Genomic DNA, 26,160 nt, shown 5'->3' with positions numbered 1-26,160 from the left:
ATACTATATAATTATCTTAATCAAAATCATTTCTAATGTAAATCTTCATTATTCTGTATAATTCATTTTATAGAATAATGTAGATACTATTTTTCTATAAAAGAAAAGAGGATAGAAAATTAATAATCTATCCTCTCTATTTATTGGGAAAATTTTATGAAAACTTATTAGCTATTTTACTTTTCTTAGTTTTATATATTTAGTAGCACCATTATTTTTTAAATCCACTTCTATTTCTGTTATAAAGTTCTTAATATTTAGCTTGATATTCTTATCTGTACTTTCTACTAACTCATATTTTCCATCTAATTCAATTTTTGAATCATAATTTTGTATTTGAGCTGGATCACTTACATATAAATCTAAGATATCTCCTTTTTCTTTCTTTAAGACTGAAAGGGTAGAGTAAGTTTTTATTCCTCCAAATTTTTGTGGTTTATCTTTCCAGAAATTTATACCCACTGTATTAGTTTGTCTATCTTTAACTATATGAGCCTCATTATCAGCTTTTACTATTTCAAATCTTGAAGTGTCAAAACTATCCACCTCTTCTTTAGAGAACATTGGTAAAATTACATAAGCATATTTTGCATCTTTAGGATTTTTTCCATGATTAATATATGTTGTAAAATATTTTTTTGTTATCTCTTTATCAGAGTTTCCTCCAATATCTTTCCAACTACCTTTATTTTCAGTTACTTTTACTACTACCTCAGGAGCTTCTACTATCTTATATCCAATATTTTCTTCTGGATAGTTTTCATTAAAGTTTATAGAAAGATTTTTAGGATTTTGAATTGTAATCTCCTCTTTTAATTGCTTTCCATCTAAATAGATTTTTCCATCTTCTAAAATTCTATTATCTATTGTAGTATGAATTATTCCATCTCTACTATCTATATTTGAAGCTATTGCTAAAATAACTCCATCTATCATAAACCAAGATTTTTTCATCTCAGTTTGTTTATTCCAAGATATCATATCCATTCCTACAAATGATTCTCTTCCAGTTTCAACTCCTCCTACAAAAGATTTTGGAGATACAAATCCTATCATTCTTCTCTCTCCTGATTTATCTCCTCTAGGATTTAAACTATTAGTTACTCCTGGTAGATGATAGTCATCTACTGTTGGCCAAAATTCTGTAAATGCACTTGAATCCTTACCATAGATATATGTCATTCCATCTCCAGTATACCAACCTTTTATATTTTCTCCATTCATTGTCTCAAAGTTAGCTACTCTTGATGAGTGCATTGACACTACTACTTTTCCATCTTTTCCATTGAAATATACAGCTCTATCCATGGCACCAAAAACTTTTGTCCCATTTACTTCTAAAGGTTTTATACTTTTATTATTCATTATATCTATTAAGATATTTTTTATAGTTTGATTACTTACTCTGTCTATTGTATAATAAGAATTATTATCTAGAATTAATTTCTTTATTAACGATTGTAACTTTTCTTTATACTCTGGACTAGCCCCCTCTGATAACATTGCAAAAGAACTAACTAACGCTCTTCCTTTCTCAATATCATTAGATTTATCTCTTGAAATAGATCTTCCATTTACAGAGTCATTCACTCCTCCATTTATCATAAGGTAGCTATATCCATTTAAAATAGACTCATAAATATTATCTATTCTTGGGTCTTTTATTTTAAACTCTGTTCCATTAATTAACCATAAAATAGAACCTAGTCCATTAAAAAGTACTGCTGCATATGTTCCATTATATGCTACATTGTCATGTTGAATAAAAGAACCATCTCTATAGAATCCATCTCCTGATGTTACATACTCTCCAACATCTGCAACAGCATTTAATCCATCTAATACTTGTACCTTATCTTCCATCAATACCCCTCTTAAAAATGAGATTATTGATGTATCCATTCTATTTCCCCCAGTAGAAATTCTCTTATCTGGAGATGAAGAGTAAGAAGCCGATGGACTTACACCTGACCACTCTGCATATTGTTGGAAATATTGAGAAGCTTTTAAGTATTTCGTTCTTTTTTCTGCTGGTACATCATCATATACTAAAGTTAATAAATCATTTAAATTTTTAGGAATTCCTAATTCCCATTGCCACCAGTTTCCTAGTTCTGGTAATCCTTCATGATAAGCATTATCATATAACCAATCTAAACTCTCTATTATATCTTGTTTAGTTTTTTCATTTTTATAGTATTTAGTTCCTGGAGTTGCATATGCCTTGGCTATTTTTACTAAGTTCTCATATTGTCTCATTACATGAACTCCATTTTTCATATTTTCAGCACCTTTAAAAATAGATGTTCTATTTTTATCAAAGTTCATATTCTCATAAACTTTATCTGCTACTCCCTCATTCATAGCCACTATTCTAGAGATGTCAGCTTTTGACATCTCCAAAATTCTATTATCTTGTGGTAAGCCAGTTAAAAACTCCACCCAACCATCTCTTATCTTTTTATAATCTCTTATCTCCTGTTGAGAAATCTCCTGTTTTTTTGTATTCTCTATTTTTTCTACCTCTTGAGAGAAAGAAGTAGTTGTTAAAGCTAGTATTGCACATATTAATATTAATTTCTTTTTCATCTTTTCTCCTTCCTCCTATTAGAAATTATAACTGAATCCTACTGTTGGTCTAAATGAGTATGCTCTTGTAACTTTTCTATCATTTTCTTTCGTTACTTTAGTTTTTAAATCTAAGAAAGTAAGTTCTCCAAAGATATTAAATCCAGGTACTACCACATGGTTATACTTTACTGTATACCTTGTTTCATAGCTTTCAGAATCTTTCTTATTATTATCTAATGAGTTATACCAAGCTCCGTTTCCTAGTGGTACTCTTAGAGCAAATGTTACACTATCTCCATTTCCAAAATAGTAAGTTGCTGATGGTCTTAATTGATTCATTTGATATCTTCCTGCTCCTTTAGCAAATACATATTCTCCTGAATTAGCATTATAACTAGAATACTTTATCCCATCATGATCCATCCATCTATCTTCTCTATAATATCCCATTCTTAATTGCCATCTTGGCATAAATCCAGTATACACTAAATTATGTTCATTTTCCATTAAGAAATCCATTTGTCCTTCTAAAAGTCCAGTGTAGTTATACTCAAATATTCCTGTAGTTTTCATATCTAATCTAAATCCACTACCTAAATTATACGAGAAGTTTGGTGTTAATCTTAATTGATGAACCCCTCTTTCTACTCTTGCTGGTCCTTTAGTATATGATAATGCTGGCTTATCTGATGTTTCATTTCTATATCCTATGTTAAATCCATATCTTCCCTTAGAATATGAATCACTCCATCTAGCTTCCCCATGAAGTCTTGTAGCCTTTTGTTCTGCTTCTCCAGCCTTAGTATCTTTTAAGAAATCATTTGCCATATAGTAACCTTCAAAATAGTATGACCATTTTGTTTTCTTATCATTTAAGCTCAAAGTAAACTTAGGTTTCATCTTCATTGATGTAGCATAATCCCCACTACTTAATGAATTATCTATTTGTGAATAATATACTCTATCTGAGTCATCTTCTGACTCCATCATCAATGCAAAAGTTCCACTCCATCTATCTGATGATAATCTAGTATTTTCTATACCACTTAAAAGAGGTCCAAAAATTGGAGTATCTGCCATAGTATCCATCTTATATGTTAATCCCATTGTTAGCATATCAGCATCATACTCATCTGATATTGAAGATGTATATCTACCATTTAAAGCTAAAGATTCTGTTATATCTAATTGTCCAAAGATACTTGTAGAAAATACATTTTCTCTCTCCATAGTTCCTACTTTATATTGGTCCGTTATACCTTGCATATTTAATCTTTTTCCATCTTTAATATTTCCTAACTCTGTTTCCCAAGCTAAATCTGCTCCTACTAAATATTTTCTATCAAAAATATACCCTGTATTTTGGAACATAAATCCTGCATGTGGAGTAATTGAGTAATAAGAAAATTCATTAGCATTTTGATTTTTTACCATTAAATTTATATTATCTTGATTTGTTGAATGAATTCTCTCCTCTTCTTTCTCATTTATATTCCCTTGCATTATTCTATTTACATCTATTCCAGCATAGAATGAAGCTTTATTTTTAGCATCATCTTTAATAGTATAGATAGCACTTGTTCCTACTCCCATAGCATATGTAGGATAATGAGATTTTAATTCCTCATTAAAGTTTCCTATATTCACTCTTCTATTTATGTTATTGTGTCCATAAACAAAAGAGAAATTTGTATTTAATGCTAATTTTTCACTTAAATTATGGTTATAATAAAGTCCTACATAAATATTATCTGTTGCTATTTCTCCACTATCTCCACCATCGAACTTAGCTTTTCCTTTACTTCCACCATATACAAATCCTAATCTTCCATTTTTTACAGATTGTTTTTCTGAGATTCCAAGTATTCCATTTTCTTGATAACTTCCAGACATAAGTCCACCTAATCTTTGATTATTATCCAAATATATTACATCTTGATACCAAGAATTTAATGGTCTAGCTGTTAAATAATCTCTTGTTAATGCTTTATTTTTCATAGTATTAACTAAATTTCTTGAATTGATAGCTGCTATATCCACAGTATATCCATGTATCCCACCAGAAATTTGTCCCATAGCTTTTGTAAATTCTTCTTCTGTTTTTAAAGTATCCAGCTCTCCAACTACTTGTTTAAAAAATTCTCCTGACATCTTACTTCTGTTTTTTTCGAATATCTTTGCAAAATTATCTAATCTACTATCTGTAATTACATTATCATAAGTTTCTTTCTTAGCAATAAGATCTCCATTTTCATCAACTTGATAATCCCATACAGCTGTTGTTTCTAATTTTGCCTCTTTTAAATTTATCTTATCTTTTCCTTCCAAACCTAAAGCTTCATTTAAATTAAACTCTGTTCTTCCATCACTTGAATTAAAAACAAAACTTGTCTTTCCTTCAAAACTTAAACTTCCAGTATCTATTATTGGATTTTCTGTTGCATTTGGGTTTGTCAACGAATCTTTAAAATCTATAATTAAATTACTATTTTTCATAGTTAAATTTCCTGTACTATCTATCTTTGCAGTAGAGGAATTTTCTAATTTATCCAATTCATTATTACTAGTATTTAAATAATCTTCTGTTCCTTTGTTATATTCTAATGCTATTGTAGAATCTGAGATTGTAGCATCTCCATTTCTAACAGTTATAGCTTCATATTTTGAAACATCAAGGTTATTATATTCTCCATCTTTTCCTTCTAAAGCAAGTACATCTATTCCAGTATTTCCTACTATTTTTCCATTTATCTTACTTCCATTTTTTAAGTAAACAGTATTATTAGTTGGCACAATTACAGTTTGATTATTCTCTTTTTTGCTAGTAGTTGAAGATTGAATAGCAATATCTCCTATGCTAATCTCTCCACTATTTACAAAAATACCACCAATTAGATTTATCCCTGTTCCACTTCCTTTTATAGTTCCACTATTAGTTCCTATCCCTTCTTTTTCTATTTTCATTCCAATAGCATTATCAAATAATTCTGTTTTTCCAATATTTTCTGCTTTTGAACCTTTTCCACTAGCTGACATTGCTGAAGTTGTTTTCCCACTAGCTTTTACTACTCCATCTTTTCCATTAACTACTTTTCCACCATTTTGAGCAAGCATTCCATTAGAAGTATTTTTTTTATCTCCATTAATAGTTAAATTTCCATTATTCTCTGCTAACGCATTTTTTCCAGCAGTCTTCATTCCTGAAGTATATTTTCCTGCATTTACTAATATATCTTCATTATTTACAACTTTTCTATTATCATTAGCCTGCATTCCTGTCGAATTATCTCCACTTACTTCAATAACTCCTTCATTAATTATATCAGTATAACTTGTTGTATTTCCATCTACCTTTGACGTTGTTATTCCTGTTGAACCATTTTTTACAATAATAGTTCCTTTATTTGTTGCTGTTCCTTTAGCTGATACTTGTATTCCATAACTTTTTCCATCAGCTTCTATTATTTCATTATTAATGGCATTTCCACTATCTATTACATTTATTCCTATTCCACTTCCACTTACTTTTATTCCACCATTATTTGTAAATGTTCCTTTTGTTCCTACTCCTATTCCATTTCTTTCAACAATAATAGTTCCTTTATTTTCTGCAGTAGCAGTTGCACTATTTATATTTATTCCTTTTGATTGATATCCAGAGTATGCTCCATCAGTAGTTCCCGATACCTTAATAATCCCATTATTTACAAAGTTAGAAGTTCCATTTACTTTTACACCACTTGCTTCTGATTTACCAGAAGTTAATTTATCACTTCCATTTACTTCAATCACACTATTTTCATCTGTTGTAAAATTACCTTTTTCTATTCTTACTCCATCAGTATTTACTCCAGAAGCTATTATTTTACCACTATTTGTTAAGTTTCCTCCATTTACATAAACTCCGATAGCACCATCTTTTGCTTCTATTATACCTTTATTTTCTGCTGTTCCTTTTGTTATTTCTATTCCTTTTGAGTTTTCACCAGTTGCTATTATTTTTCCAGTTTCATTATTTACAAAAGAAGCACTATCATTACTTACAACAACTCCACTTGCTCCCCCATTAACTTCTATTGTTCCATTATTTTCTGTTTTTACATTAGCTCCAGTTATATTTATTCCTTTTCCACCAGTACCATTAATACCAATAGTTCCATTATTTACAAACTTCCCACTTTGAATAGAAACTATCTCTACTCCTTTTCCACCATTATTAGTAGCTTTTATAATTCCATTATTAGTAGTCGCAATATCAGAACTCCCACTTGCTATATTTATAACTTTTTTTAGAACTCCATCTTCAGAATTTACCAACTCTAAATTTACTTTCTCATCAACACTAGCCCCCACATTTTTAGCAATACTTACAATTGTTGCTACACCATTCTTATCTGGTTTTTCTCCCAAATGTTTTTCTATATTCTCTTGGGTAATTACTTCTCCATCTTTAGGGTATAATCTTCCATAACTATTTGTTCCCATCAATAAAACTATTGCTGATAATAATAATAATTTTTTCTTCTGCATATTCCCTCCCTAACTCATATCTCACCTCTAATTATTATGTATTATTTTAGAGCTGAATGTTGTTTTTCATTCTTATATTATCATAATTTCTTCACAAAATAAATCATTATGATTCTATATTCCATTTTCTTTTATTAAGAGAGAATACTGCAAAGTATTTTATTATATTTATTTTCAAAAATAATTTTAAAATAAATTATTTTTTTATTTTTTAACAGCATTATTATTTTTCTATCTTTCTATATTCAATTTTCTATATATTTTTTAACCATAATAAGTTAAAGATTCTACTTCCAAAGCTTTTTTCAGTTTGTATATGTGTATATATAATATATTTATTCTTCTTGTAATAATAATCTTGTATTATTCTTCTTGTATTATTATACTTCGTCTTTTTATTAATAGGTAAATCATTTTTTTCTTAATACCCTCCCCTATTTTTTATTGATACCCCCACCATTTTTTGATTATCCATCACAGATTTTTGTGATACCCCCTCACAATTTTTATTGATAGGCATATCACACTTTTTTTCTTCCTATTATTTCATTTTCTTCTATTTCTTTTTTTATTTTTCTCCAAATTTTTCCCTAAATAAATCTTTCAATCACAGACTAACTGCATTTTTATGAACTTTATCAGGTACGTTCACTATAATTTTAACTTTTATTTTTCAAAAATTATACAAGCAATTTCTATTTATTTTAAATTAAAAAGAACTACCATATCATTAAGATACAGTAATCCTTTTATATTAAGAGGTATTGGTTAACAATTTTAATTTTTCATAAATCTATCATATGCATTTTTTTGGATTTCTTGAGCTCTCTTTAATCCTAAAGAATTTAATCTCTCTATATAGCTATCCCAATCTTTTTCTACATCTGATACACCTAATATCCATTTTTGTCCCATCTCTTCTGACACAGAACGAAGTTGAGCTTCTATTTTTAAGAACTCTTTCAGCTCATCTTTTGTATATTTTAACTGTGGCATTGGTAGATCAACTACATTATTTTTTACATATAGGTCTACTGCTTTTAATGCAGCTTCTCCAGATGTTTGCTTTTCAGCCTCTGCATCTTGGAACATTCCCAATCTATATTGAGCTCCAGTTTCTCTAATCGCTGCTACTGGATTTTTTCCATTAGGATCTTTTAAAATTTTATCAGTAAACTGAGGTTTCCCATCAATTATTGTATAATCTTCTCCCTCAATTCCAAAGTTCCATAATCTTCTTCCCTCTTCTGAATACCAGAAATCGAAGTATTTAACTATTGTTACTGGATCTTTAGCAGCTATTGTAATTCCCCAAGCTCCCATATAGTTAGGTCTTGCAAAGAATGTTTTATTATTTCCTTTATACTCTGGTGGTAACATTACTGAAAAATCAAAACCAGGTATTGTTTTTGACAAACTTTCATTATATGTTCCAGCACTTGGCCAGTCATTAGTAAATCCACCTAAGTCATTACTTAACATATAGTCTCTTGAAGTCATTCCTCTTGTAAATACCTCTTGGTCTATTAATCCCTCTCTATACCATTTTGCTAAATTTATCATAGCATCTTTCCATTCTGGTTCTGCAGGTCCAAATTTTGGTGTTCCATTATCTGCATACCACACTGCTTGTGCCTTAAATATATCTGTTAATGGTAGTAATATCTTTCTTACTACATTTCCTCTAATAAAAATAGGTACTTCATCTTTTTTCCCATTTCCATTTGGGTCTTTATCTCTAAATGTTACTAATACATTATATAGCTCATCAACTGTTTTAGGTTCTTCTAATCCTAATTTTTCTAACCAATCTTTTCTTATATAGTATTGTTGAGTTAAACTTAAATTTTTAACATCATTATAGTTAGGTATCATATAGATATGTCCATCTACTGCTACAGCATCCTTTTTATATTGAGGATTCTCTTCCCAAAATTTTGTAATATTTGGAGCATGTTCCTTTATTAAATCTTCTAACGGAATTAATCCTCCATCTATTCCTAATTTTTCTAAATCTGGTGTCAATTCATAAGCTATTACATCTGGTAAATTTCCTGATGATAACATCAAGTTAAAGGCTTGTACTTCATCACTTTGATTTTTTGATGCTACTCCTACCATTTTTACATTTGTCATATCTTCAGCTTTTTTAAATACTGGCAATTCAGAATCAAAAGCCTTTCCTTGAAATATTGCAAATACTGTAAATTCTTTATGTTTTTCTGTAATAACTGACCCTTCTAATTTTTTAACTGGTCCTGTTACTTTCTCCTCTTTTTCTTCTCCACATCCTATAAGAGCTAATATTGCAACTACCCCTAATAATATTTTTTTTAACATAGTTCCTCCTACTCTTTCCCTAAACTTATTCTTTTACCGCTCCTAATGTAACCCCTTTTCTAAAGAATTTTTGTATAAATGGATATACTATAAATATCGGTATTAATGATAGAGCTATCACAGCATATATGATTGTCTGTGGAGATGTCAAACTTTGTGCTGTTATCATTTGACTTGCTTCTCCAGCCATGTTCTTTTCTACTATTAATTTTTTTAAGAAAACTTGTAATGGTGCTTTCTTATCATCTATTAAAAGTACCATTGTCCAGAAATATCCATTCCATCTTGAAACAGCATAGAATAAAGAAACTGTTGTCAATGCTGATACTGATAGAGGTAGATATATCTTTGTCATTATTTGAAATTGTGAAGCTCCATCTATTCTTGCTGCTTCTTCTAATGATTTTGGCACTGCTTCAAAGAATGACTTTAAAATTATAACATTAAATGTATTTATTGCAAATCCTAAAATTACTCCTGTGTAACTATCTATCAATCCTAAATCTCTAAAGTTTAAATATTTAGGTATCATTCCTGGATCAAACCACATAGTTACTATTACCATAAATGTCCAAAACTTTCTAAATTTCAGCTCTGGTTTTGATAAAACATAGGCTCCACTTATAGTAAATACCATGCTCACTACTGTTCCCACTGCTGTTATAAATATTGAGTTTCCATAAGCTCTCCACATCCCTGTTAACTCCATAGCACTTTTAAAAGAATTTAAATTAAATCCTTTTGGAAAAAGTACCACTGATCCTGTCTCTACAAGATATGGATTGCTTACTGCTGCTGAAAATACATAAACTATTGGATATAAAAACATTATTGCGAATATAGTAAGAAGTATATAATTTACTGTATAAAAGATTTTTTCATCTGTTCCCATTTTTATTTTCATCTTTTTTCCTCCTACCATAAACTCGATTGAGTAACTTTTTTACTCCATCTATTTGCACTATATACTAAAATAAACCCTACTACTGCATTGAATAACCCAACTGCTGTTGCAAGTCCAAAGTCTTGCATCAACATTCCTGTTCTATATACATAAGTACTAATTACATCTGCTGTTTCATATGTTGCTGGTTGATAAAGTAATAACACTGTTTCAAAAGCTACATTTAGCATACTTCCTACTTTTAATACTAACATTACAACTATTGTAGGAATTATTGCTGGTATTGTTATATGTCTTAATTGTTGAAATTTATTTGCTCCATCAATTTTTGCTGCTTCATAAAGTTGTTCATCTACAGCTGTTAGTGCCGCTAAATATATTACAGCATTAAATCCAGCTGTCTTCCACATATTAAGTCCTGTAAATATCCCTCTAAAAAATTCTGGTTTAGCTAAAAAATATACTCTTTCAAATCCTAATTTTTCTAAGAAAACATTTACTACTCCAGTACTTGGAGATAAAATATTAACTGTTATCCCTGTTGCTACAACTATTGCTATAAAGTAAGGAATAAACGAAGCTGTTTGAACTATTGTTTTAAAATATTTGTTCTTTACCTCGTTTAACATTAAAGCTAATAAAATAGCAAAAGGAAATTCTAATAGTAAGCTATATACATTTAACATCAATGTATTTTTTAAAGTAACATAGAATTCTGGGCTTGTTAAAAAATCTTTAAAGTTCTTAAGTCCTACCCACTCACTTCCAGATATTCCTCTAAACAAACTATAATCTTTAAAAGCTATTACCATTCCATACATAGGCTTAAACATAAATACTGCATACCATATTATAAATGGTAGTAGTATTAAATATAACATTTTTTGATCTCTATTAAATTTTACTTTCATACTACCTCCAGTTATAAAGTGATATTCTCTTCAGTTTCTATATCAAATATATGAGCTCTCTTTATGTTGAAGTAAAACTCCCCTACTTCTCCATATTTTACATTTTCACTCTTTCTTGCTTCTATTCTTGATGTAAATTCATTTCCGTCTATGTTGAAGTAGATATACTCTTCATTTCCCATATGCTCTACTATACTTACATCTCCTTTTAAGAAATTTATCTTCTCTCCCTCTGGGTGTGTTACCTTATTTCCTATATTCTCTGGTCTTATTCCTAGTACTACTTTTTTACCTATATATGATTTTACCTTTTCTCCCATATCCTCTGGTAGTACTACATATCTTCCTTGTCCAAACATGAAGATTACTCCATTTTCATTTTCCTCTATTGCTCCCTCCACAAAGTTCATTGCTGGTGAACCTATAAATCCTGCAACAAATTTATTTGCTGGTTTATGATATAGATTTAACGGTGTATCTACTTGCATTATCTTTCCATAGTTTAATACACAGATTCTATCTCCCATTGTCATTGCTTCTACTTGGTCATGTGTTACATATATCATTGTAGCTGTTTGTCCCTCAGCTTTTAATTGCTTATGTAGTTGAGTTATCTTTACTCTCATTGATACTCTTAATTTTGCATCTAGGTTAGATAGTGGTTCATCAAATAGGAATACATCTGGTTTTCTTACAATAGCTCTTCCAACTGCTACCCTTTGTCTTTGTCCTCCAGACATCTCCTTTGGTTTTCTATCTAATAATTGAGTTATCTCTAATTTTTCTGCTGCTTCTCTAACTCTTCTATCTATCTCATCTTTTGGTACTTTAGCCATCTTAAGTCCAAATGCCATATTATCATATACAGTCATATGAGGATACAGAGCATAGTTTTGGAATACCATTGCAATTCCTCTATCTTTTGGTGGTAAATCATTAACTAACTTATCTCCAATCCAAATCTCTCCACCAGTAATCTCTTCAAGACCAGCTATCATTCTAAGAGTAGTAGATTTAGCACAACCAGATGGACCAACAAAAACCATAAACTCCCCGTCTTTAATATCTAAATCTATCCCATGTACAGCTTTAAACCCATTAGGATATTGTTTTTCTACTTTTTTTAATATTACTTCTGCCATTATTTTCCTCCAACTTTTTTATCAAATATCAATCTTTTACCCTTTAATAAATACTTAAAACATTAAGTATTCATTAAAAAATAAAAATTAATAAAAGGAGGGAAAAGAGTGGTGTATGGGTGAAAATAGGTTCCCTCCTTCTTAGTAATTAACTATTTTATTATCTTAAATCTTCCATTGCTACATGGTCCATATCTGTAAATGTTTGGTTCTCTCCTACCATTCCCCAGATAAATGTGTAGTTACTTGTTCCTACTCCCGAGTGAATTGACCAAGATGGTGATATTACTCCTTGCTCATTTCCTACTACTATGTGTCTTGTCTCTTGTGGCTCTCCCATTAAATGGAATACTCTTGTTTCTGGTTGCATGTTGAAGTAGAAGTATACTTCCATTCTTCTCTCATGTGTATGACAAGGCATTGTATTCCACATGTTATTTGGCTCTAATACTGTCATTCCCATTAGTAATTGACAAGATTTACATACTGCTGGGTGTACATATTGATATATTGTTCTCTCATTTGATGTTGCTAAGCTTCCTAATTTTACTGGGTTAGCTTTCTCAATATCTATTTTTACTATTGGATATGTCATGTGTGCTGGTGCTGAGTTTACATAGAATTTTGCTGGATTATTAGCATCTTCAGAGATAAATACTAACTCTTTTGAACCCATTCCTACATATAATCCATCTTTTGGATTCATTTTATACTCTACTCCATCTACTATTATTTTTCCTGCTCCACCTATGTTGATTACTCCTAATTCTCTTCTCTCTAAGAAGTATTCAGATCCTAACTCTTTACTTCCCTCTAATCTTACCTCTTTAGTTACAGGCATTATTCCTCCTGCTATTATTCTATCTACATGAGAGTAAGTTAGTGCTGCTTCATCAGCTTCAAATATTGTTCCTATAAAATAATGTTTTCTTAACTCCTCAGTTGTATAACGTTTTGAATCCTCTGGGTGATTTGCATATCTTACATCTAATTTCATTTATATTTCCTCCTAATATCTTCTCTATTCTATAATTGGTAATTATTATCTTACTAACCATCCACCATCTACTGCTAAGATGTGTCCATTTACATAATCTGATGCTTTACTTGCTAAGAATACTACTGCTCCCATTAAATCAAATGGATCTGCCCATCTCTCTGCTGGTATTCTACTTAGTATCTCTGCATTTCTCTTTTCATCTGCTCTTATTGGTGCTGTATTTGCTGTTTTGATATATCCTGGTGCTATTGCATTGATTTGGATATTGTGTGCTGCTAATTCATTAGCAAATGCTTTTGTTATTCCTGCTACTCCATGTTTACTTGCTGTGTAAGGTGGTACAAATTTTCCTCCTTGGAATGATAACATTGATGCTATGTTGATTATCTTTCCTGAACCTTGTGCTACCATTACTTTTGCTGCTGCTTGGCTTAAGAAGTATACTGAATTTAAGTTGATATCCATTACTGCTTTCCAATCTTCATCTTTGTACTCTAATAGTGGAGCTCTTCTTATTGTTCCTGCATTATTTACTAATATATCTATTTTTCCATATGTCTCTACACATGCTGAAATTACTTTATCTATTTGTGCTCTGTCTGTTAAATCTGCTTGGAAGAACTCTATTCTTCTTCCTTCAGCCTCTACCATAGCTCTTGTTTCATCCCAAGCTCTATCGTAAGTTACTACAAACAGATCTGCCCCTGCTTTAGCTAGTGCTACAACATAAGCTTGTCCTAGTCCAGTATTTCCTCCTGTTACTATTGCCACTTTTCCTTTTAAAGAAAAGAAATCCATGTTAAAACTATTTAACATAACCAATTACCTCCTATAATTTTTAATGTTTTTAGTTTATTTTAATATTTTTCAAACAAACTTTTCATTAAACCATATTACCTCTGTTGTGCCTTGATTATCTCACAATAAATTATAATTGTAAATCTTCATTTTTATATCTTCATTTTTCTACTAATTTCTATATATTTCTCTTATACTTTTCTACTCTATTTTTATATTCAATTTTCTATTGTCATTTTTCCACTTCTATGCTCTGCTTTATTCTCAATAGTACAAACATCATTCTTATTCCACAATATTTTATACATATATTTATCTGTTTCAAGTTGATAAAGCTCCTCTTCTATTTTTAACTTTAATATTTCATCTATAACTTCACTTTTTAAATTTATTAATTCCCAAATTATTCCTTTCTCTTTTCTCTCATACTCCTTCCAAATTTTAACAAAATAATATTTTCCTCTCTCTTCTATCTCTACTTTTACTCTTTCTTCTCTAAAGAATTTTAATTTCCATTCTTCTATCACTATCTCTTTAACAGATTTTTCTATTAACTCCTCTTCATTTATATTCCCATCTAAAAATATTTTTGGTAACTTTAAATACTTTTTATTAAACAGAGTAGTATATATCTCCCTATCACTCTCTATTTTATCCTCTATAAACACTGTCTTTCCTTGTAAGAAAAACCATATCTTTCTACTTTTTAACTTCTCATTCCAATTTAAAAAATCCATTATTGCTATTCCTGTACTATCTAAAGATACTCCCCCTACTTTTCTAATTTCTATAAATTTTGTTTCAGAGTTTCTTTGAGCATCTACTCCTTCCATATTCCCTTTTATCTCAGTAGTTCCAGGAATAAAATACATATCCACATTTTTCCAATATTCATCATATCCATCTATATCTTTATCGTAAAGATAATAAGCACCATCGCCTGTATACCAACCTCTTAGATTTTCTCCATTCATAGTCTCATAGTTTCCTACATTATAAGAGTGCATAGCTATTCCTACAGCAAACTCTTCCTCTCTTTTCATAACTCTATTCATTCTATTAGTTACTTTTATACTATTTCTATACTCTACTTTTTTCTCCTCTTCTAATAGTTCTTTCAACAGCTGATACATAAATGGATTTTTTTCTTCCGCTAGATATCTTTCTCCTCCATATTTCTCAACCTCTCTTTTTACAAAATTTTCTATCTTCTCTCTTTGTTCTCCAACAAAAGCTCCACTTATAAGTAGAATATCATTTAATATTCTGTGTCCAATGACTTTATCACTATTATTTTCACGAGTTATCCCTCTTCCAGATAACATATCTGTAAATCTCCCATTATAGAAAAATGGTTCAAAAGAATTAAAAATTATCTCATACAAATTTTCTAATCCTTTGATATATTTAGAGAATTTTGTATCCTTTATATTATAGAAAATCTCTCCTAATCCTGTTAGCAAAACCTCTCCATAACCACCAGCATAAGGAATTGATCCATGTTGAATAAATGATCCATCCCTATAGAAACCATCATTCTCTCCATCTATATCATCATCTTTATATTTCCATACATCTTCTAAGGCTTCTAAAGATTTTTTTATCTCCTCCTCGTCTCCTAAGATCATTCCTCTAAAAAAAGATATTTTTACAGTATCTGTTCTATTCCCCCCACTTGATAATCTTAAGGGATTTCCACTTGGATGAATTGCCACTGGATTATTTCCAGAATATCTTGCATCTGGCTGAAAATATCTACTTGTTTTAAGATTCTTTAATATTATCTCTCTTGGTAGCTCTTTATAAAGAAGTGAAAATATATTATTTAAAATTAGAGGTATACCTATCTCCCATTGCCACCAATTAGTATGCTCTCTACATTCTATATTGTAATATTCCTTTTCAAATAAAATTAAACTATTCTTTATTAACTCTAGTATTCTCTCATCATTATAATAGATAGTTCCCTCTGTTTTATAGACTTTAGCTAAACTTAAAATATCTCCATACAGCTCTTTTATTACTACAATATTATCTCTATACTCTAAATATCCATCTTTTTCTAAAATTTCCTCTAATTTTTCTACTATTTTTCTTCCATTTCTATCTAACTCTTCTAAAATCTCTTTAGTTACTTCCCCTTCCCCTATTAAATATTTTTTTCTTTTATCTATCATTAAGCAATATTCACTCATACTCTCCTCCATTACTATATTTTTATCTCAGTTGTACCATTTTTATTAAAAATATACAATCCTCATATTTCCTTATAGAATTTTGCATATAAAGATATTACAATTTTTTAAATCTAAAACTAAAATTCTTCAATATAAAAAATCAAGAATAACTTTCATCTCTAAACGAAAGTCACTCTTGATTTTTTTAGTTCTTTAATTATAACACTCTCTTTTATGTTCTTTTTAAATTTTTGTTAGCATATGTCTCATTTTTTCTTTTTTAGTTTTCATATACTTTTCATTAGTCTCATTAAATCCTGTCTCAATAGCTTCTCTTCCTGTTACTTTCATTCCATAATCCTCAAGAGCCTCTATCTTAGCAGGATTATTAGTCATTACTCTTACAGATTTTACTCCAAGAGCTTTTAACATTTGAACAGCTACTGCATAATCTCTCATATCAGGATCAAATCCTAGTGCTACATTTGCCTCTACTGTATCTGCACCCTGATCTTGAAGTGTATAAGCTTTCAATTTATTTAAAAGTCCTATTCCTCTTCCCTCTTGTCTTAGATAAAGAACTACTCCTTCTCCCTCTTCATCCACTCTTCTCATAGCTCTTTTTAATTGAGAACCACAATCACATCTTAATGAACCTAAAATATCTCCTGTAAAGCACTCAGAGTGTAATCTCACTAAAACATCTTCTTTCCCAGCTACATCTCCTTTTACTAGAGCTATGTGCTCTTTTCCATCTAGATTATTTTCAAATCCTACTATCTCAAATACTCCTGAGCCAGTAGGCATCTTAGCTCTTACACTTACAGTCATAAGTTGCTCATTCATCTTGATATATTTTTGTAAATCCTCAATAGATATCATCTTCATATCCAACTCTTTAGCAAGTAATTGTAAATCATCAAATCTAGCCATAGTTCCATCTTCTTTCATGATTTCACAACAAAGTCCCATTTCCTTTAATCCTGCTAATCTCATTAAATCTACAGTTGCTTCTGTATGTCCATTTCTTACTATTACTCCACCTTTTTTAGCTACTAATGGAAACATATGTCCTGGTCTTCTAAATTCATAAGGCTTTACATTTTCATCCAAAGCTTTCATAGCTGTCAACGAACGCTCATAAGCAGATATTCCTGTTGTAGTATCCACATGATCTATTGATACAGTAAAAGCTGTACAATGATTATCAGTATTGTCATAACACATTGGAGGTAGAGCCAATTTCTTAGCATATTCCTCTGTCATAGGCATGCAGATTAATCCTTTTCCTACTGTTGCCATAAGATTAATATTTTCTGGAGTAGCAAACTCTGCAGCACAAATAAAATCTCCTTCGTTTTCTCTGTCCTCATCATCTACTACTATTATTACTTTTCCAGCCCTTAAATCTTCAAGAGCATCTTCTATTCTATCTAGCATTATTTTTCACTCCTCTAAAATCCATTTTTCATAAGAAACTCCATAGTAATTCCCTCTTTTTTTTCAGAAGGCTCATCTTGAAATTTCATAAATCTCTCTATATATTTTCCTATCAAGTCTGTCTCTACATTTATATAATCTCCAACTCTTCTTTTTCCAAGAGTTATCATCTCCTGTGTATGAGGTATTAAAGAAACTCCAAAAGTAGTATCTCCTAGCTTCATTACAGTAAGACTAGCACCATCAAGGGTAACTCTTCCCTTTTCAACTATATATTTCATATATTTTCTATCTATCTCTATCTCATATATCTTAGCTATTCCCTCTGGAGTAATTGCTACTACTTTTCCTTCACAATCCACATCCCCTGTTACTAGATGCCCTCCCAATGGAGTAGCTAGAGTTATTGACTTTTCTAAATTTACTCTATCTCCAACCTTTAATCTTTTAAGGTTAGTTCTCTTTACTGTTTCATACATACAATCTGCAGTAAAGAAATTATTTCCTAACTCTGTAGCTGTAAGACAAGTTCCATTAGTTGCTATACTATCTCCTAACTTTGCTCCCTCTAATACTTTTTTACATTTTATCTTAAGTTTTAGAGATTTTTCACCATTTTCAATAGCTATAACTTCTCCCATCTCTTCTACTAATCCTGTAAAAATAGCACTCACTCCTCTCTACTTGTAAAACTCCATAGATACATTGTTTCCATAGCTATTTATCTTTACGTTTTTTAATTCAAATCCATCTGCTATATTTTCAACAGAAAATCCTCTTACAAATGATATAGCTTCGCTATCTCCTAATATTTTGGGAGCTATAAATATCTCTCCACCATCTATTGCATTCTCTTTAAAAGCCTTAGAGATAAGATAACTTCCACCTTCTAAAATTATTCCATCTATTCCTAGCTCTCCAGTCTTCTTTAATATTTCAGAGACTTCAAATTCATCCCCTTCTAAATATTCCACTCTTACTCTTTTTTCCTCTAGTATCTTTATCTTTTCACTCTCCCTATTCTCCTGTGAAGTGATAATAACACTCTTTCCATCTTCAAAATTTACAATTTTACTTTCTAGTGGTATCTCTAGTTTAGGGTCAATAACTATTCTATATGGGTCTCTTCCATTTTCTATTCTAGCTGTTAAACTAGGATCATCTTTTAATACTGTATTTATTCCTACCATTATCCCCATATATCTATTTCTTAATCTCTGTACTTTCTCCCTAGCTAACTCATTTGTTATCCATTTAGAATTTCCTGTTTTAGTAGCTATCTTTCCATCAAGTGTAATTCCACACTTTAAAAAAAGATAAGATTTTTTTTCTGATATATATTTCATAAAAACTCTATTGAGTTCTTTAGCTTCTCTCTCCATTACTCCAGTAACTACTTCTATTCCAGCATCTTGGAGCATCTTTATTCCTCTTCCTGATACTAAAGGATTAGGGTCAAGAGAGGCAACTATACATCTCTTGATACCCATCTCTATTATCTTCTTAGCACATGGTGGAGTTTTTCCATAGTGTGAACATGGCTCTAGTGTTACATAGATGTCTGCTCCATAAGCTTTTTCTCCAGCCATCTCTAAAGCAAATACCTCTGCATGAGGTCCACCATATTTTTTATGATATCCCTCCCCTACTACTACTCCATCTTTTACCACTACAGCTCCTACCAAAGGATTTGGATTTACAGATCCCTCTCCAAGAGCTGCTAATTCAAGAGCTCTTGCCATGTACTTCTTATCCATAATTACATCCCCTTTAGTAAGTTTACCATTTCTAAAGCTGTAACTGCTGCATCAAAACCTTTATTTCCAGCTTTAGTACCAGCTCTTTCAATAGCTTCCTCAATACTATTTGTAGTTAATACTCCAAATATTACTGGGATATTGCTATTTAAGCTAACTGTTGCCACTCCTTTTGATACTTCTGCACACACATAATCAAAGTGTGGAGTTGATCCTTTTATTACTGCTCCTAGAGTAATAATTGCATCATACTTTCCTGATTCTGCCATTCTTTTTGCTACAAGTGGAATTTCAAAAGCTCCAGGTACCCATGCTAAATCTATATTATCAGCTTCTACTTCATGTCTTAATAGTGCATCTTCTGCTCCACCTATAAGCTTAGAAGTAATAAACTCATTAAATCTAGCTGCTACTATACCTATTCTTAATTCTCTCCCTGTAAATTTTCCTTGTAATACTTTCATTTTCTTCCTCCTTGATTTCTCAGGACAAATAAAAAGCCCAGATTCTCTCTGGGCATATAAAAAAAGTATAAGATTTCTTTGCAGATATCTTTTCTTCTTCCATCCAGACTTTACTGTCGGTTTTGGAATTTCACCAAATCAGAGTTTTTACAAACTCTCGTGGACTATAACCACCGGTCGGGAATTGTTTTCACTCACCCTGCCCTGAAGATAAATATTTTTATTCTCTATAAATTAAGTATAGTCTTATTATTCCATTTTGTCAATAATTATTTTTTTCATTATCTCTACACCTTTTACTATCTCCTCCTTATTATTAGTTAAAAAGCTCAATCTAATTTTATTACACTCTTTTTTATTGTTATAGAAGATAGTTCCTGGTAGAATAGATACTCCATTCATCTTACATTTATAATAAAAATACTCTCCATCTATGTGTTCTGGCAGTTTTACCCAAAGAAAAAAACCACCCTTAGGAATATTCATAACTTCAATATCAGGAATTTTTTTTAACTCTTCTAACATCACTTTTAATTGCTCTTTTAAAATTCCCTTTATCTCTCTTATATGTCTATCTAACTCTTTTTCTTTTATAAAATATTCCAATACCTTTTGATTTAATCCAGAGGTATTAGGATCTAATCCATATTTAGCTATTATAAATTTATCCATAAATTTTTTAGGTGGAATTACAAAAGCACTATTTATTCCTGGCATCAATACCTTAGAAGAAGTTTTTAAATAGATTACTCTCTCCTCTCCTACTCTATCCATACTCTTCAAAGATGAAACTCTGTCCTTGTAAGAAAAATCAGCAAAGCAATCATCTTCAATTATATAAAAATGATAATCTTTAGCCAATTCTAATAACTCTTTTTTCTTTTTTTCACTCCAGATTACACCAGTAGGATTTTGAAAATTAAAAGTTTCATATACAAAATCAACCTTCTCTTTTTGTAACAACTCTTTAAACTCTGACATATCCCAACCATCTTTTTGTAAATCCATAGTTCTAACGTTACACATATCCTCTAAAAAATTTAAAGCATTTGGATAACTTGGATCAGATATTACCACAGTTTTTTTAGGAGAGTATCCAAAAGCTTTCATTATAACAGCTAGCGATTGCTGAGTTCCTGATGTTATAAATATATCATCTGAGTTTACAAAAATATCATATTTTTCTATATACTCAGCTATAGCCTCCCTTAAACTCTCTAATCCTTGGACATCTTGATAACCTAAAAGGTAACTTCCCTTTTCATTGAAGGCTCTTTCTATATATTTTCTATAACTATCCACAGGAAATAGATTTTTAGATGGAGTCCCATTAGAAAAATTTATTGAATATTTTTTTACATTTTGACCATAACGAAAATTTTCAATCAAAGGAAAAACCTTTTCATCAATAGAGATATCATAGTTAGCTTTCACAAAAGAACCTTTTCCCTTGATAGAATAAATATACCCATTTTCTTCTAAAAGCTTATATACTCTCAATACTGTATTACTATTACAACCATACTTACCACTTATCTGCCTTATTGATGGAAATTTTGAATTCACTTTCATCTTTTTTAAAATTATTTCACTTTTCAAAATATCATATAATTCTAGATAACTTCCTACTTTCTTTTCCATATTTTTTCCTCTTTTTTAATTTTAATATCCCCCTATTTAAATTATATAACATTTTTTTTAGAAGATAAAGAGAAAGAAATGTATATTATAAAAGCCAAGAATGACTTTCATCACTCTTGGCTTTTGGTTTTTTCTTATAAGGGACACTATGGAATAAGAAATATTTATTTTAATTTTTTCTTATTTTATTTGAGCTAATCCATATTCTAAGTCTGCTATTATATCCTCTATATTTTCAAGTCCTACTGATAATCTTACAAGACCATCTGTAATTCCAGCTGCTAATCTTTCCTCTTTAGTATATGGAGAGTGAGTCATAGAAGCAGGATGTTGAATAAGAGTTTCAGCATCTCCTAAAGATACTGCTAAAGCTGCCATTTTTACATTATTAAGTAATGTTTTACCAGCTTCAAATCCACCTTTTAATTCAAAAGCTAGTATTCCACCAAATGCATCCATTTGCTTAGATGCTACTTCATATCCATCATGAGATTTTAATCCTGGATAATAAACTTTTTCAATCTTGTCATGAGCCTCTAAATATTCAGCTACTTTCATAGCGTTTTCACAGTGTCTTCTCATTCTTAGTTCAAAAGTTTTCATACCTCTTATTATATAGAAAGCTTCAGTAGGTCCTAGTACAGAACCAGTCATATCTTTTACACCTACAAGTCTTACTTGGTCTATTATCTCTTTTTTACTTATAACTACCCCTGCTATTACATCCCCATGCCCATTTAAATATTTAGTTACTGAGTGAACAACCACATCACAACCAAGTTCTAATGGTCTTTGGCAGAATGGAGTAGCAAATGTATTATCTACTACTACTAAAGTATTTGGATTAGTATGTGCTATTTCTGCCACTGCTTTAATATCTACCACTTTCATATTAGGGTTAGCAGGAGTCTCTAAATATACTACTCTTGTATTAGATTTCATAGTTTTTCTTACTAGCTCTAAATCAGAAGTATCTATAAAGTCAACCTCTACACCAAATTTTGCTACACCATGGTTTAAGTAAGCAAATGTACATCCATATAGAGTTTTATCTGCTATTACATGGTCCCCAGCTTTTAAAAGTGTCCATAAAGTAGAAGTAATAGCTCCTATTCCTGAAGATGTTGCAACTGCTGCTTCTCCTCCCTCTAGTGCTGCTATTTTCTCTTCAAATACTGCAGTTGTAGGGTTTCCTAATCTTGAATAAATATATCCTTCCTCTTCTAGTGCGAATCTCTTTCCACCTTGCTCAGCTGAATCAAATACAAATGTTGAAGTTTGATAAATTGGTACTGCTAAAGCTCCAAATGGATTTTTATGATTCCCTGTATGAATACTCATAGTTCCTATACCTTTTTTCATAATTAATAACCTCCCTAAATTTATCTTAATCTTTCGCTCTTTATTCTTCTTGATAAAAGTGTAATTTATTTTTTTTGCAAAGTCAACACTCTTAGAAACAAAGTGTCTTAAGACACTAAAAATAATACTATACTTGATTTTTTTGTATAAATAAATTACACTTATTATATAGGGTAAACAACATAACTTAAAATTATTAGGAGGAAAATATGGAAAATAAAAAATCTAGTTTTACTGGTTTAATACCTCTGTTAATCTTTGTTATCATCTATTTAGGAACAGGAATATTTTTACAATCTCAAGGAGTAGAGATGGCTTTCTATCAGCTTCCTTCTCCAGTTGCTATCTTTGTAGGAATAATAGTTGCCTTTATTATGTTTAAAGGGACTATAAATGAAAAATTTAATAGTTTCCTTGAAGGTTGCGGTCATCAAGACATTATTACTATGTGTATAATCTATCTTTTAGCTGGAGCTTTTGCCACTGTTTCAAAAGCTATGGGTGGAGTAGATGCAACTGTTAATTTCGGACTTACTTATATTCCAGCTCATTATATAGCTGCTGGTTTATTTATAATAGCTGCTTTTATCTCAACTGCTACTGGTGCTTCTGTAGGTTCTATTGTAGCTATTACTCCTATTGCCGTTGGACTTGCTGAAAAAAGTGGAGTACCTATGCCTCTTATATTAGCAGCAGTTATGGGTGGTTCTATGTTTGGAGATAATCTTTCTGTTATTTCAGATACTACTATTGCTGCTACAAAAACTCAAGGAGTAGAGATGAGAGATAAATTTAGAGTTAACTTATACATCGCTGCTCCTGCTGCTATAGTAACTGTTATATTACTTTTGCTTTTTGGACGTCCAGAAAGTATTCCTGATGTAGAAGTTCTTTCATATAATTTCTTAAAAGTTCTTCCTTATATAGCTGTTCTTGTATTAGCTATTGTAGGTATAAATGTTTTCGTAGTATTGACATCTGGAATAATCTTATCAGGAGTTATAGGTTTTATATATGGAGATTTTACTTTCTTAACATTTTCGAAAGAGATATACAATGGATTTATGGGAATGAATGAAATTTTCTTATTATCTTTACTTACTGGTGGACTTGCTACTATGACTACTAAAGCTGGTGGTGTTCAATGGCTTATTGAACAAATTCAAAAATTTATAATCGGTCCTAAAACAGCTAAAGTTGGAGTTGGATTCCTAGTTGCTGTAACTGATATGGCAGTTGCTAACAATACAGTTGCTATCATTATAAATGGTTCTATAGCTAAAAAAATCTGTGAAAAATATGATGTTGATTTAAGAGAAAGTGCTGCTATACTAGATATCTTCTCTTGTATATTCCAAGGACTTATCCCTTACGGGGCTCAAATGCTAATCCTTTTAGGATTTACAGCAGGAGCTGTATCACCATTAGATGTTATACCTCTACTTTGGTATCAAGGATTATTATTCATCTTTACACTAGTTTTCATAGCTCTTTCAATCAATGACAAAATAATCAATAGGCTAGATAGAAAGAAAAATAAATAATAAAAACAAAAAGCTTTCTGTGGAAAATTCCCAAGAAAGCTTTTTTATTTAAATTATTATTTTACTAATAAAGATTTTCCATTCATCTCTTCTGGCTTAGCAAGTCCTAAGATATCTAACATAGTTGGAGCTATATCAGATAATTTTCCATCTTCTAATTTAGCATTTTTGTACTCATTAGAAACTAAGATAAATGGTACATTATTTGTAGTATGAGCTGTGAAAGGAATGTGAGTTTCAGGATCTTCCATTAACTCTACATTTCCATGGTCAGCAGTTATAAGTAGTGTTCCTCCAAGTTCTAAAACTTTTTCAGAAACTTTAGCTATACATCTATCTACTTTTTGTACTGCAGCTACAGCAGCATCAAATACTCCTGTATGTCCTACCATATCTGGGTTAGCATAGTTTACTATAATTACATCATACTCTCCAGAGTTTAAAGCTTCCATTAGCCCTTCTGTTACTCCACAAGCTGACATCTCTGGTTGTAAATCATAAGTTGCTACTTTTGGTGATGCAACTAATTTTCTATCCTCTCCAGCAAATTGCTCCTCTTTTCCTCCATTGAAGAAGAAAGTTACATGGGCATATTTTTCAGTTTCAGCAGTTCTTAATTGTTTCATTCCAGCTTTTGCTAAAACTTCTCCAAATGTATTTGTAATATCTTTATCTTCATATACAACTGGAGCATCTATTGTAGAATCATATTGACGCATACAATAATATTTTACTCCTAAGTATTCTCTTTCAAATCCTGTAAACTCTTTATCATTTAAAGCTCTTGTAATTTCTCTTGCTCTATCTGGTCTAAAGTTGAAGTTAATAAATACATCTCCAGCTTTTACAAGTCCATTAGCATCTACAACAGTTGGTACAACAAACTCATCTGTTTTTCCTTCTGCATAAGAAGCTTCTACTGCTTCTACTGCTGAGTTAGCTTTATTTCCTAATCCTAAAACCATAGCATCATAGGCAAGTTTTACTCTATCCCAGTTCTTATCTCTGTCCATAGCATAGTATCTTCCAGAAAGAGTAGCTATTGTTCCCTCTCCTATCTCTTTCATCTTAGCTTCTAGCTCTTCTACAAATCCTTTAGCTGATTGTGGAGCTGTATCTCTTCCATCTAAGAAAGCATGTACATAGGCTTTTACTCCATACTTTTTAGCCATAGCTAAAAGCCCAAATAGGTGTTCTATATGAGAGTGTACCCCTCCGTTTGATAAAAGTCCCCCAAAATGAACATTTTTTCCATTAGCAACAGCATATTCAAAAGCCTCTTTTAACACAGGATTTTCATATATTGTTCCCTCTCTGATATCTTTTGAAATCTCTACTAATGGTTGATATATTATTCTTCCAGAACCTATATTTAAGTGTCCTACTTCTGAGTTACCCATTTGTCCATCAGGTAATCCCACTGCCTCTCCTGAAGCTTGTAATTCAGAATGAGGATACTCTTTCATAAGTCTATTGAATGTCTCAGGGTTAGCAGCAGTTATTGCATTTTTTTGCTCTGGATTTTTATTTATTCCCCAACCATCTAATATCATTAACATTACTGGTTTTTTCATTATTT

At 30.8% G+C, this 26,160-nt stretch carries 17 protein-coding genes and 1 riboswitch; of the genes, 1 reads left to right on the top strand and 16 read right to left on the bottom strand.

What is annotated here, in order from left to right; translation table 11 throughout:
* Positions 1–171: 171 nt before the first annotated feature.
* From FMAG_RS02085 to megL, 15 genes are all read right to left on the bottom strand, one after another.
* Positions 172–2,589 carry a polysaccharide lyase 8 family protein gene (locus FMAG_RS02085; RefSeq protein ID WP_005883593.1) on the bottom strand — a complete coding sequence of 806 codons (2,418 nt, stop codon included), beginning with the start codon at positions 2,587–2,589 and terminating at the stop codon, positions 172–174.
* Between the two features lie 18 nt (positions 2,590–2,607).
* Positions 2,608–7,101: an autotransporter outer membrane beta-barrel domain-containing protein gene (locus tag FMAG_RS02080; RefSeq protein ID WP_005883591.1), complete on the bottom strand. Its 4,494-nt coding sequence runs from the start codon at positions 7,099–7,101 to the stop codon at positions 2,608–2,610.
* A 777-nt stretch (positions 7,102–7,878) separates the two neighbouring features.
* The gene (locus tag FMAG_RS02075; RefSeq protein ID WP_005883590.1) at positions 7,879–9,441 is read right to left on the bottom strand and encodes a type 2 periplasmic-binding domain-containing protein; all 1,563 of its coding nucleotides are present in this window, start codon (positions 9,439–9,441) and stop codon (positions 7,879–7,881) included.
* 25 nt (positions 9,442–9,466) lie between these two features.
* Positions 9,467–10,345, bottom strand: a complete 879-nt coding sequence (locus FMAG_RS02070; RefSeq protein ID WP_005883588.1) for a carbohydrate ABC transporter permease — start codon at positions 10,343–10,345, stop codon at positions 9,467–9,469.
* Between the two features lie 11 nt (positions 10,346–10,356).
* Complete coding sequence (locus FMAG_RS02065; protein WP_005883586.1) at positions 10,357–11,256, bottom strand: ABC transporter permease; 900 nt, start codon at positions 11,254–11,256, stop codon at positions 10,357–10,359.
* A gap of 11 nt (positions 11,257–11,267) precedes the next feature.
* The gene (locus FMAG_RS02060) at positions 11,268–12,398 is read right to left on the bottom strand and encodes an ABC transporter ATP-binding protein (RefSeq protein ID WP_005883585.1); all 1,131 of its coding nucleotides are present in this window, start codon (positions 12,396–12,398) and stop codon (positions 11,268–11,270) included.
* A gap of 160 nt (positions 12,399–12,558) precedes the next feature.
* The gene (gene kduI / locus FMAG_RS02055; RefSeq protein ID WP_005883583.1) at positions 12,559–13,395 is read right to left on the bottom strand and encodes a 5-dehydro-4-deoxy-D-glucuronate isomerase; all 837 of its coding nucleotides are present in this window, start codon (positions 13,393–13,395) and stop codon (positions 12,559–12,561) included.
* Positions 13,396–13,440: 45 nt separating this feature from the next.
* Positions 13,441–14,214 carry a 2-dehydro-3-deoxy-D-gluconate 5-dehydrogenase KduD gene (gene kduD / locus FMAG_RS02050; protein WP_005883581.1) on the bottom strand — a complete coding sequence of 258 codons (774 nt, stop codon included), beginning with the start codon at positions 14,212–14,214 and terminating at the stop codon, positions 13,441–13,443.
* Positions 14,215–14,414: 200 nt separating this feature from the next.
* Positions 14,415–16,391: a polysaccharide lyase family 8 super-sandwich domain-containing protein gene (locus tag FMAG_RS02045; protein WP_005883579.1), complete on the bottom strand. Its 1,977-nt coding sequence runs from the start codon at positions 16,389–16,391 to the stop codon at positions 14,415–14,417.
* A 225-nt stretch (positions 16,392–16,616) separates the two neighbouring features.
* Positions 16,617–17,813, bottom strand: coding sequence for a bifunctional 3,4-dihydroxy-2-butanone-4-phosphate synthase/GTP cyclohydrolase II (locus FMAG_RS02040; RefSeq protein WP_005883577.1), 1,197 nt, complete (start codon positions 17,811–17,813; stop codon positions 16,617–16,619).
* A 14-nt stretch (positions 17,814–17,827) separates the two neighbouring features.
* Positions 17,828–18,478 carry a riboflavin synthase gene (ribE, locus tag FMAG_RS02035; protein WP_040493671.1) on the bottom strand — a complete coding sequence of 217 codons (651 nt, stop codon included), beginning with the start codon at positions 18,476–18,478 and terminating at the stop codon, positions 17,828–17,830.
* A 15-nt stretch (positions 18,479–18,493) separates the two neighbouring features.
* A complete protein-coding gene (gene ribD, locus FMAG_RS02030) occupies positions 18,494–19,570 on the bottom strand; it encodes a bifunctional diaminohydroxyphosphoribosylaminopyrimidine deaminase/5-amino-6-(5-phosphoribosylamino)uracil reductase RibD (RefSeq protein WP_005883572.1) in 1,077 nt (358 codons plus the stop codon).
* Between the two features lie 2 nt (positions 19,571–19,572).
* Positions 19,573–20,034: a 6,7-dimethyl-8-ribityllumazine synthase gene (gene ribH / locus FMAG_RS02025; protein ID WP_005883570.1), complete on the bottom strand. Its 462-nt coding sequence runs from the start codon at positions 20,032–20,034 to the stop codon at positions 19,573–19,575.
* Positions 20,035–20,121: 87 nt separating this feature from the next.
* A riboswitch (FMN riboswitch) is annotated at positions 20,122–20,250 on the bottom strand.
* A 33-nt stretch (positions 20,251–20,283) separates the two neighbouring features.
* Positions 20,284–21,675, bottom strand: coding sequence for an aminotransferase-like domain-containing protein (locus tag FMAG_RS02020; protein WP_005883568.1), 1,392 nt, complete (start codon positions 21,673–21,675; stop codon positions 20,284–20,286).
* A gap of 180 nt (positions 21,676–21,855) precedes the next feature.
* A complete protein-coding gene (megL, locus tag FMAG_RS02015; RefSeq protein ID WP_005883566.1) occupies positions 21,856–23,037 on the bottom strand; it encodes a methionine gamma-lyase in 1,182 nt (393 codons plus the stop codon).
* Between the two features lie 209 nt (positions 23,038–23,246).
* Here megL and FMAG_RS02010 point away from each other — a divergent pair, with 209 nt between their 5' ends.
* The gene (locus FMAG_RS02010) at positions 23,247–24,581 is read left to right on the top strand and encodes a Na+/H+ antiporter NhaC family protein (RefSeq protein WP_005883563.1); all 1,335 of its coding nucleotides are present in this window, start codon (positions 23,247–23,249) and stop codon (positions 24,579–24,581) included.
* A gap of 56 nt (positions 24,582–24,637) precedes the next feature.
* Here the strand turns inward: FMAG_RS02010 and gpmI are convergent, their stop codons facing one another.
* A complete protein-coding gene (gene gpmI / locus FMAG_RS02005; protein ID WP_005883560.1) occupies positions 24,638–26,155 on the bottom strand; it encodes a 2,3-bisphosphoglycerate-independent phosphoglycerate mutase in 1,518 nt (505 codons plus the stop codon).
* Between the last annotated feature and the right edge of the window lie 5 nt (positions 26,156–26,160).

Source organism: Fusobacterium mortiferum ATCC 9817, assembly GCF_000158195.2.
In the GTDB taxonomy this organism is placed as follows: domain Bacteria; phylum Fusobacteriota; class Fusobacteriia; order Fusobacteriales; family Fusobacteriaceae; genus Fusobacterium_A; species Fusobacterium_A mortiferum.
The sequence above is the reverse complement of the archived record's forward strand: the minus strand, read 5'-3'. Positions and strand labels throughout refer to the sequence as shown.

Coding starts and splice junctions, on each gene's coding strand:
- FMAG_RS02085 (WP_005883593.1), bottom strand. CDS start 2,589: ATGAAAAAGAAATTAATATTAATATGTGCAATACTAGCTTTAACAACT.
- FMAG_RS02080 (WP_005883591.1), bottom strand. CDS start 7,101: ATGCAGAAGAAAAAATTATTATTATTATCAGCAATAGTTTTATTGATG.
- FMAG_RS02075 (WP_005883590.1), bottom strand. CDS start 9,441: ATGTTAAAAAAAATATTATTAGGGGTAGTTGCAATATTAGCTCTTATA.
- FMAG_RS02070 (WP_005883588.1), bottom strand. CDS start 10,345: ATGAAAATAAAAATGGGAACAGATGAAAAAATCTTTTATACAGTAAAT.
- FMAG_RS02065 (WP_005883586.1), bottom strand. CDS start 11,256: ATGAAAGTAAAATTTAATAGAGATCAAAAAATGTTATATTTAATACTA.
- FMAG_RS02060 (WP_005883585.1), bottom strand. CDS start 12,398: ATGGCAGAAGTAATATTAAAAAAAGTAGAAAAACAATATCCTAATGGG.
- kduI (WP_005883583.1), bottom strand. CDS start 13,395: ATGAAATTAGATGTAAGATATGCAAATCACCCAGAGGATTCAAAACGT.
- kduD (WP_005883581.1), bottom strand. CDS start 14,214: ATGTTAAATAGTTTTAACATGGATTTCTTTTCTTTAAAAGGAAAAGTG.
- FMAG_RS02045 (WP_005883579.1), bottom strand. CDS start 16,391: ATGAGTGAATATTGCTTAATGATAGATAAAAGAAAAAAATATTTAATA.
- FMAG_RS02040 (WP_005883577.1), bottom strand. CDS start 17,813: ATGCTAGATAGAATAGAAGATGCTCTTGAAGATTTAAGGGCTGGAAAA.
- ribD (WP_005883572.1), bottom strand. CDS start 19,570: ATGGATAAGAAGTACATGGCAAGAGCTCTTGAATTAGCAGCTCTTGGA.
- ribH (WP_005883570.1), bottom strand. CDS start 20,034: ATGAAAGTATTACAAGGAAAATTTACAGGGAGAGAATTAAGAATAGGT.
- FMAG_RS02020 (WP_005883568.1), bottom strand. CDS start 21,675: ATGGAAAAGAAAGTAGGAAGTTATCTAGAATTATATGATATTTTGAAA.
- megL (WP_005883566.1), bottom strand. CDS start 23,037: ATGAAAAAAGGTATAGGAACTATGAGTATTCATACAGGGAATCATAAA.
- FMAG_RS02010 (WP_005883563.1), top strand. CDS start 23,247: ATGGAAAATAAAAAATCTAGTTTTACTGGTTTAATACCTCTGTTAATC.
- gpmI (WP_005883560.1), bottom strand. CDS start 26,155: ATGAAAAAACCAGTAATGTTAATGATATTAGATGGTTGGGGAATAAAT.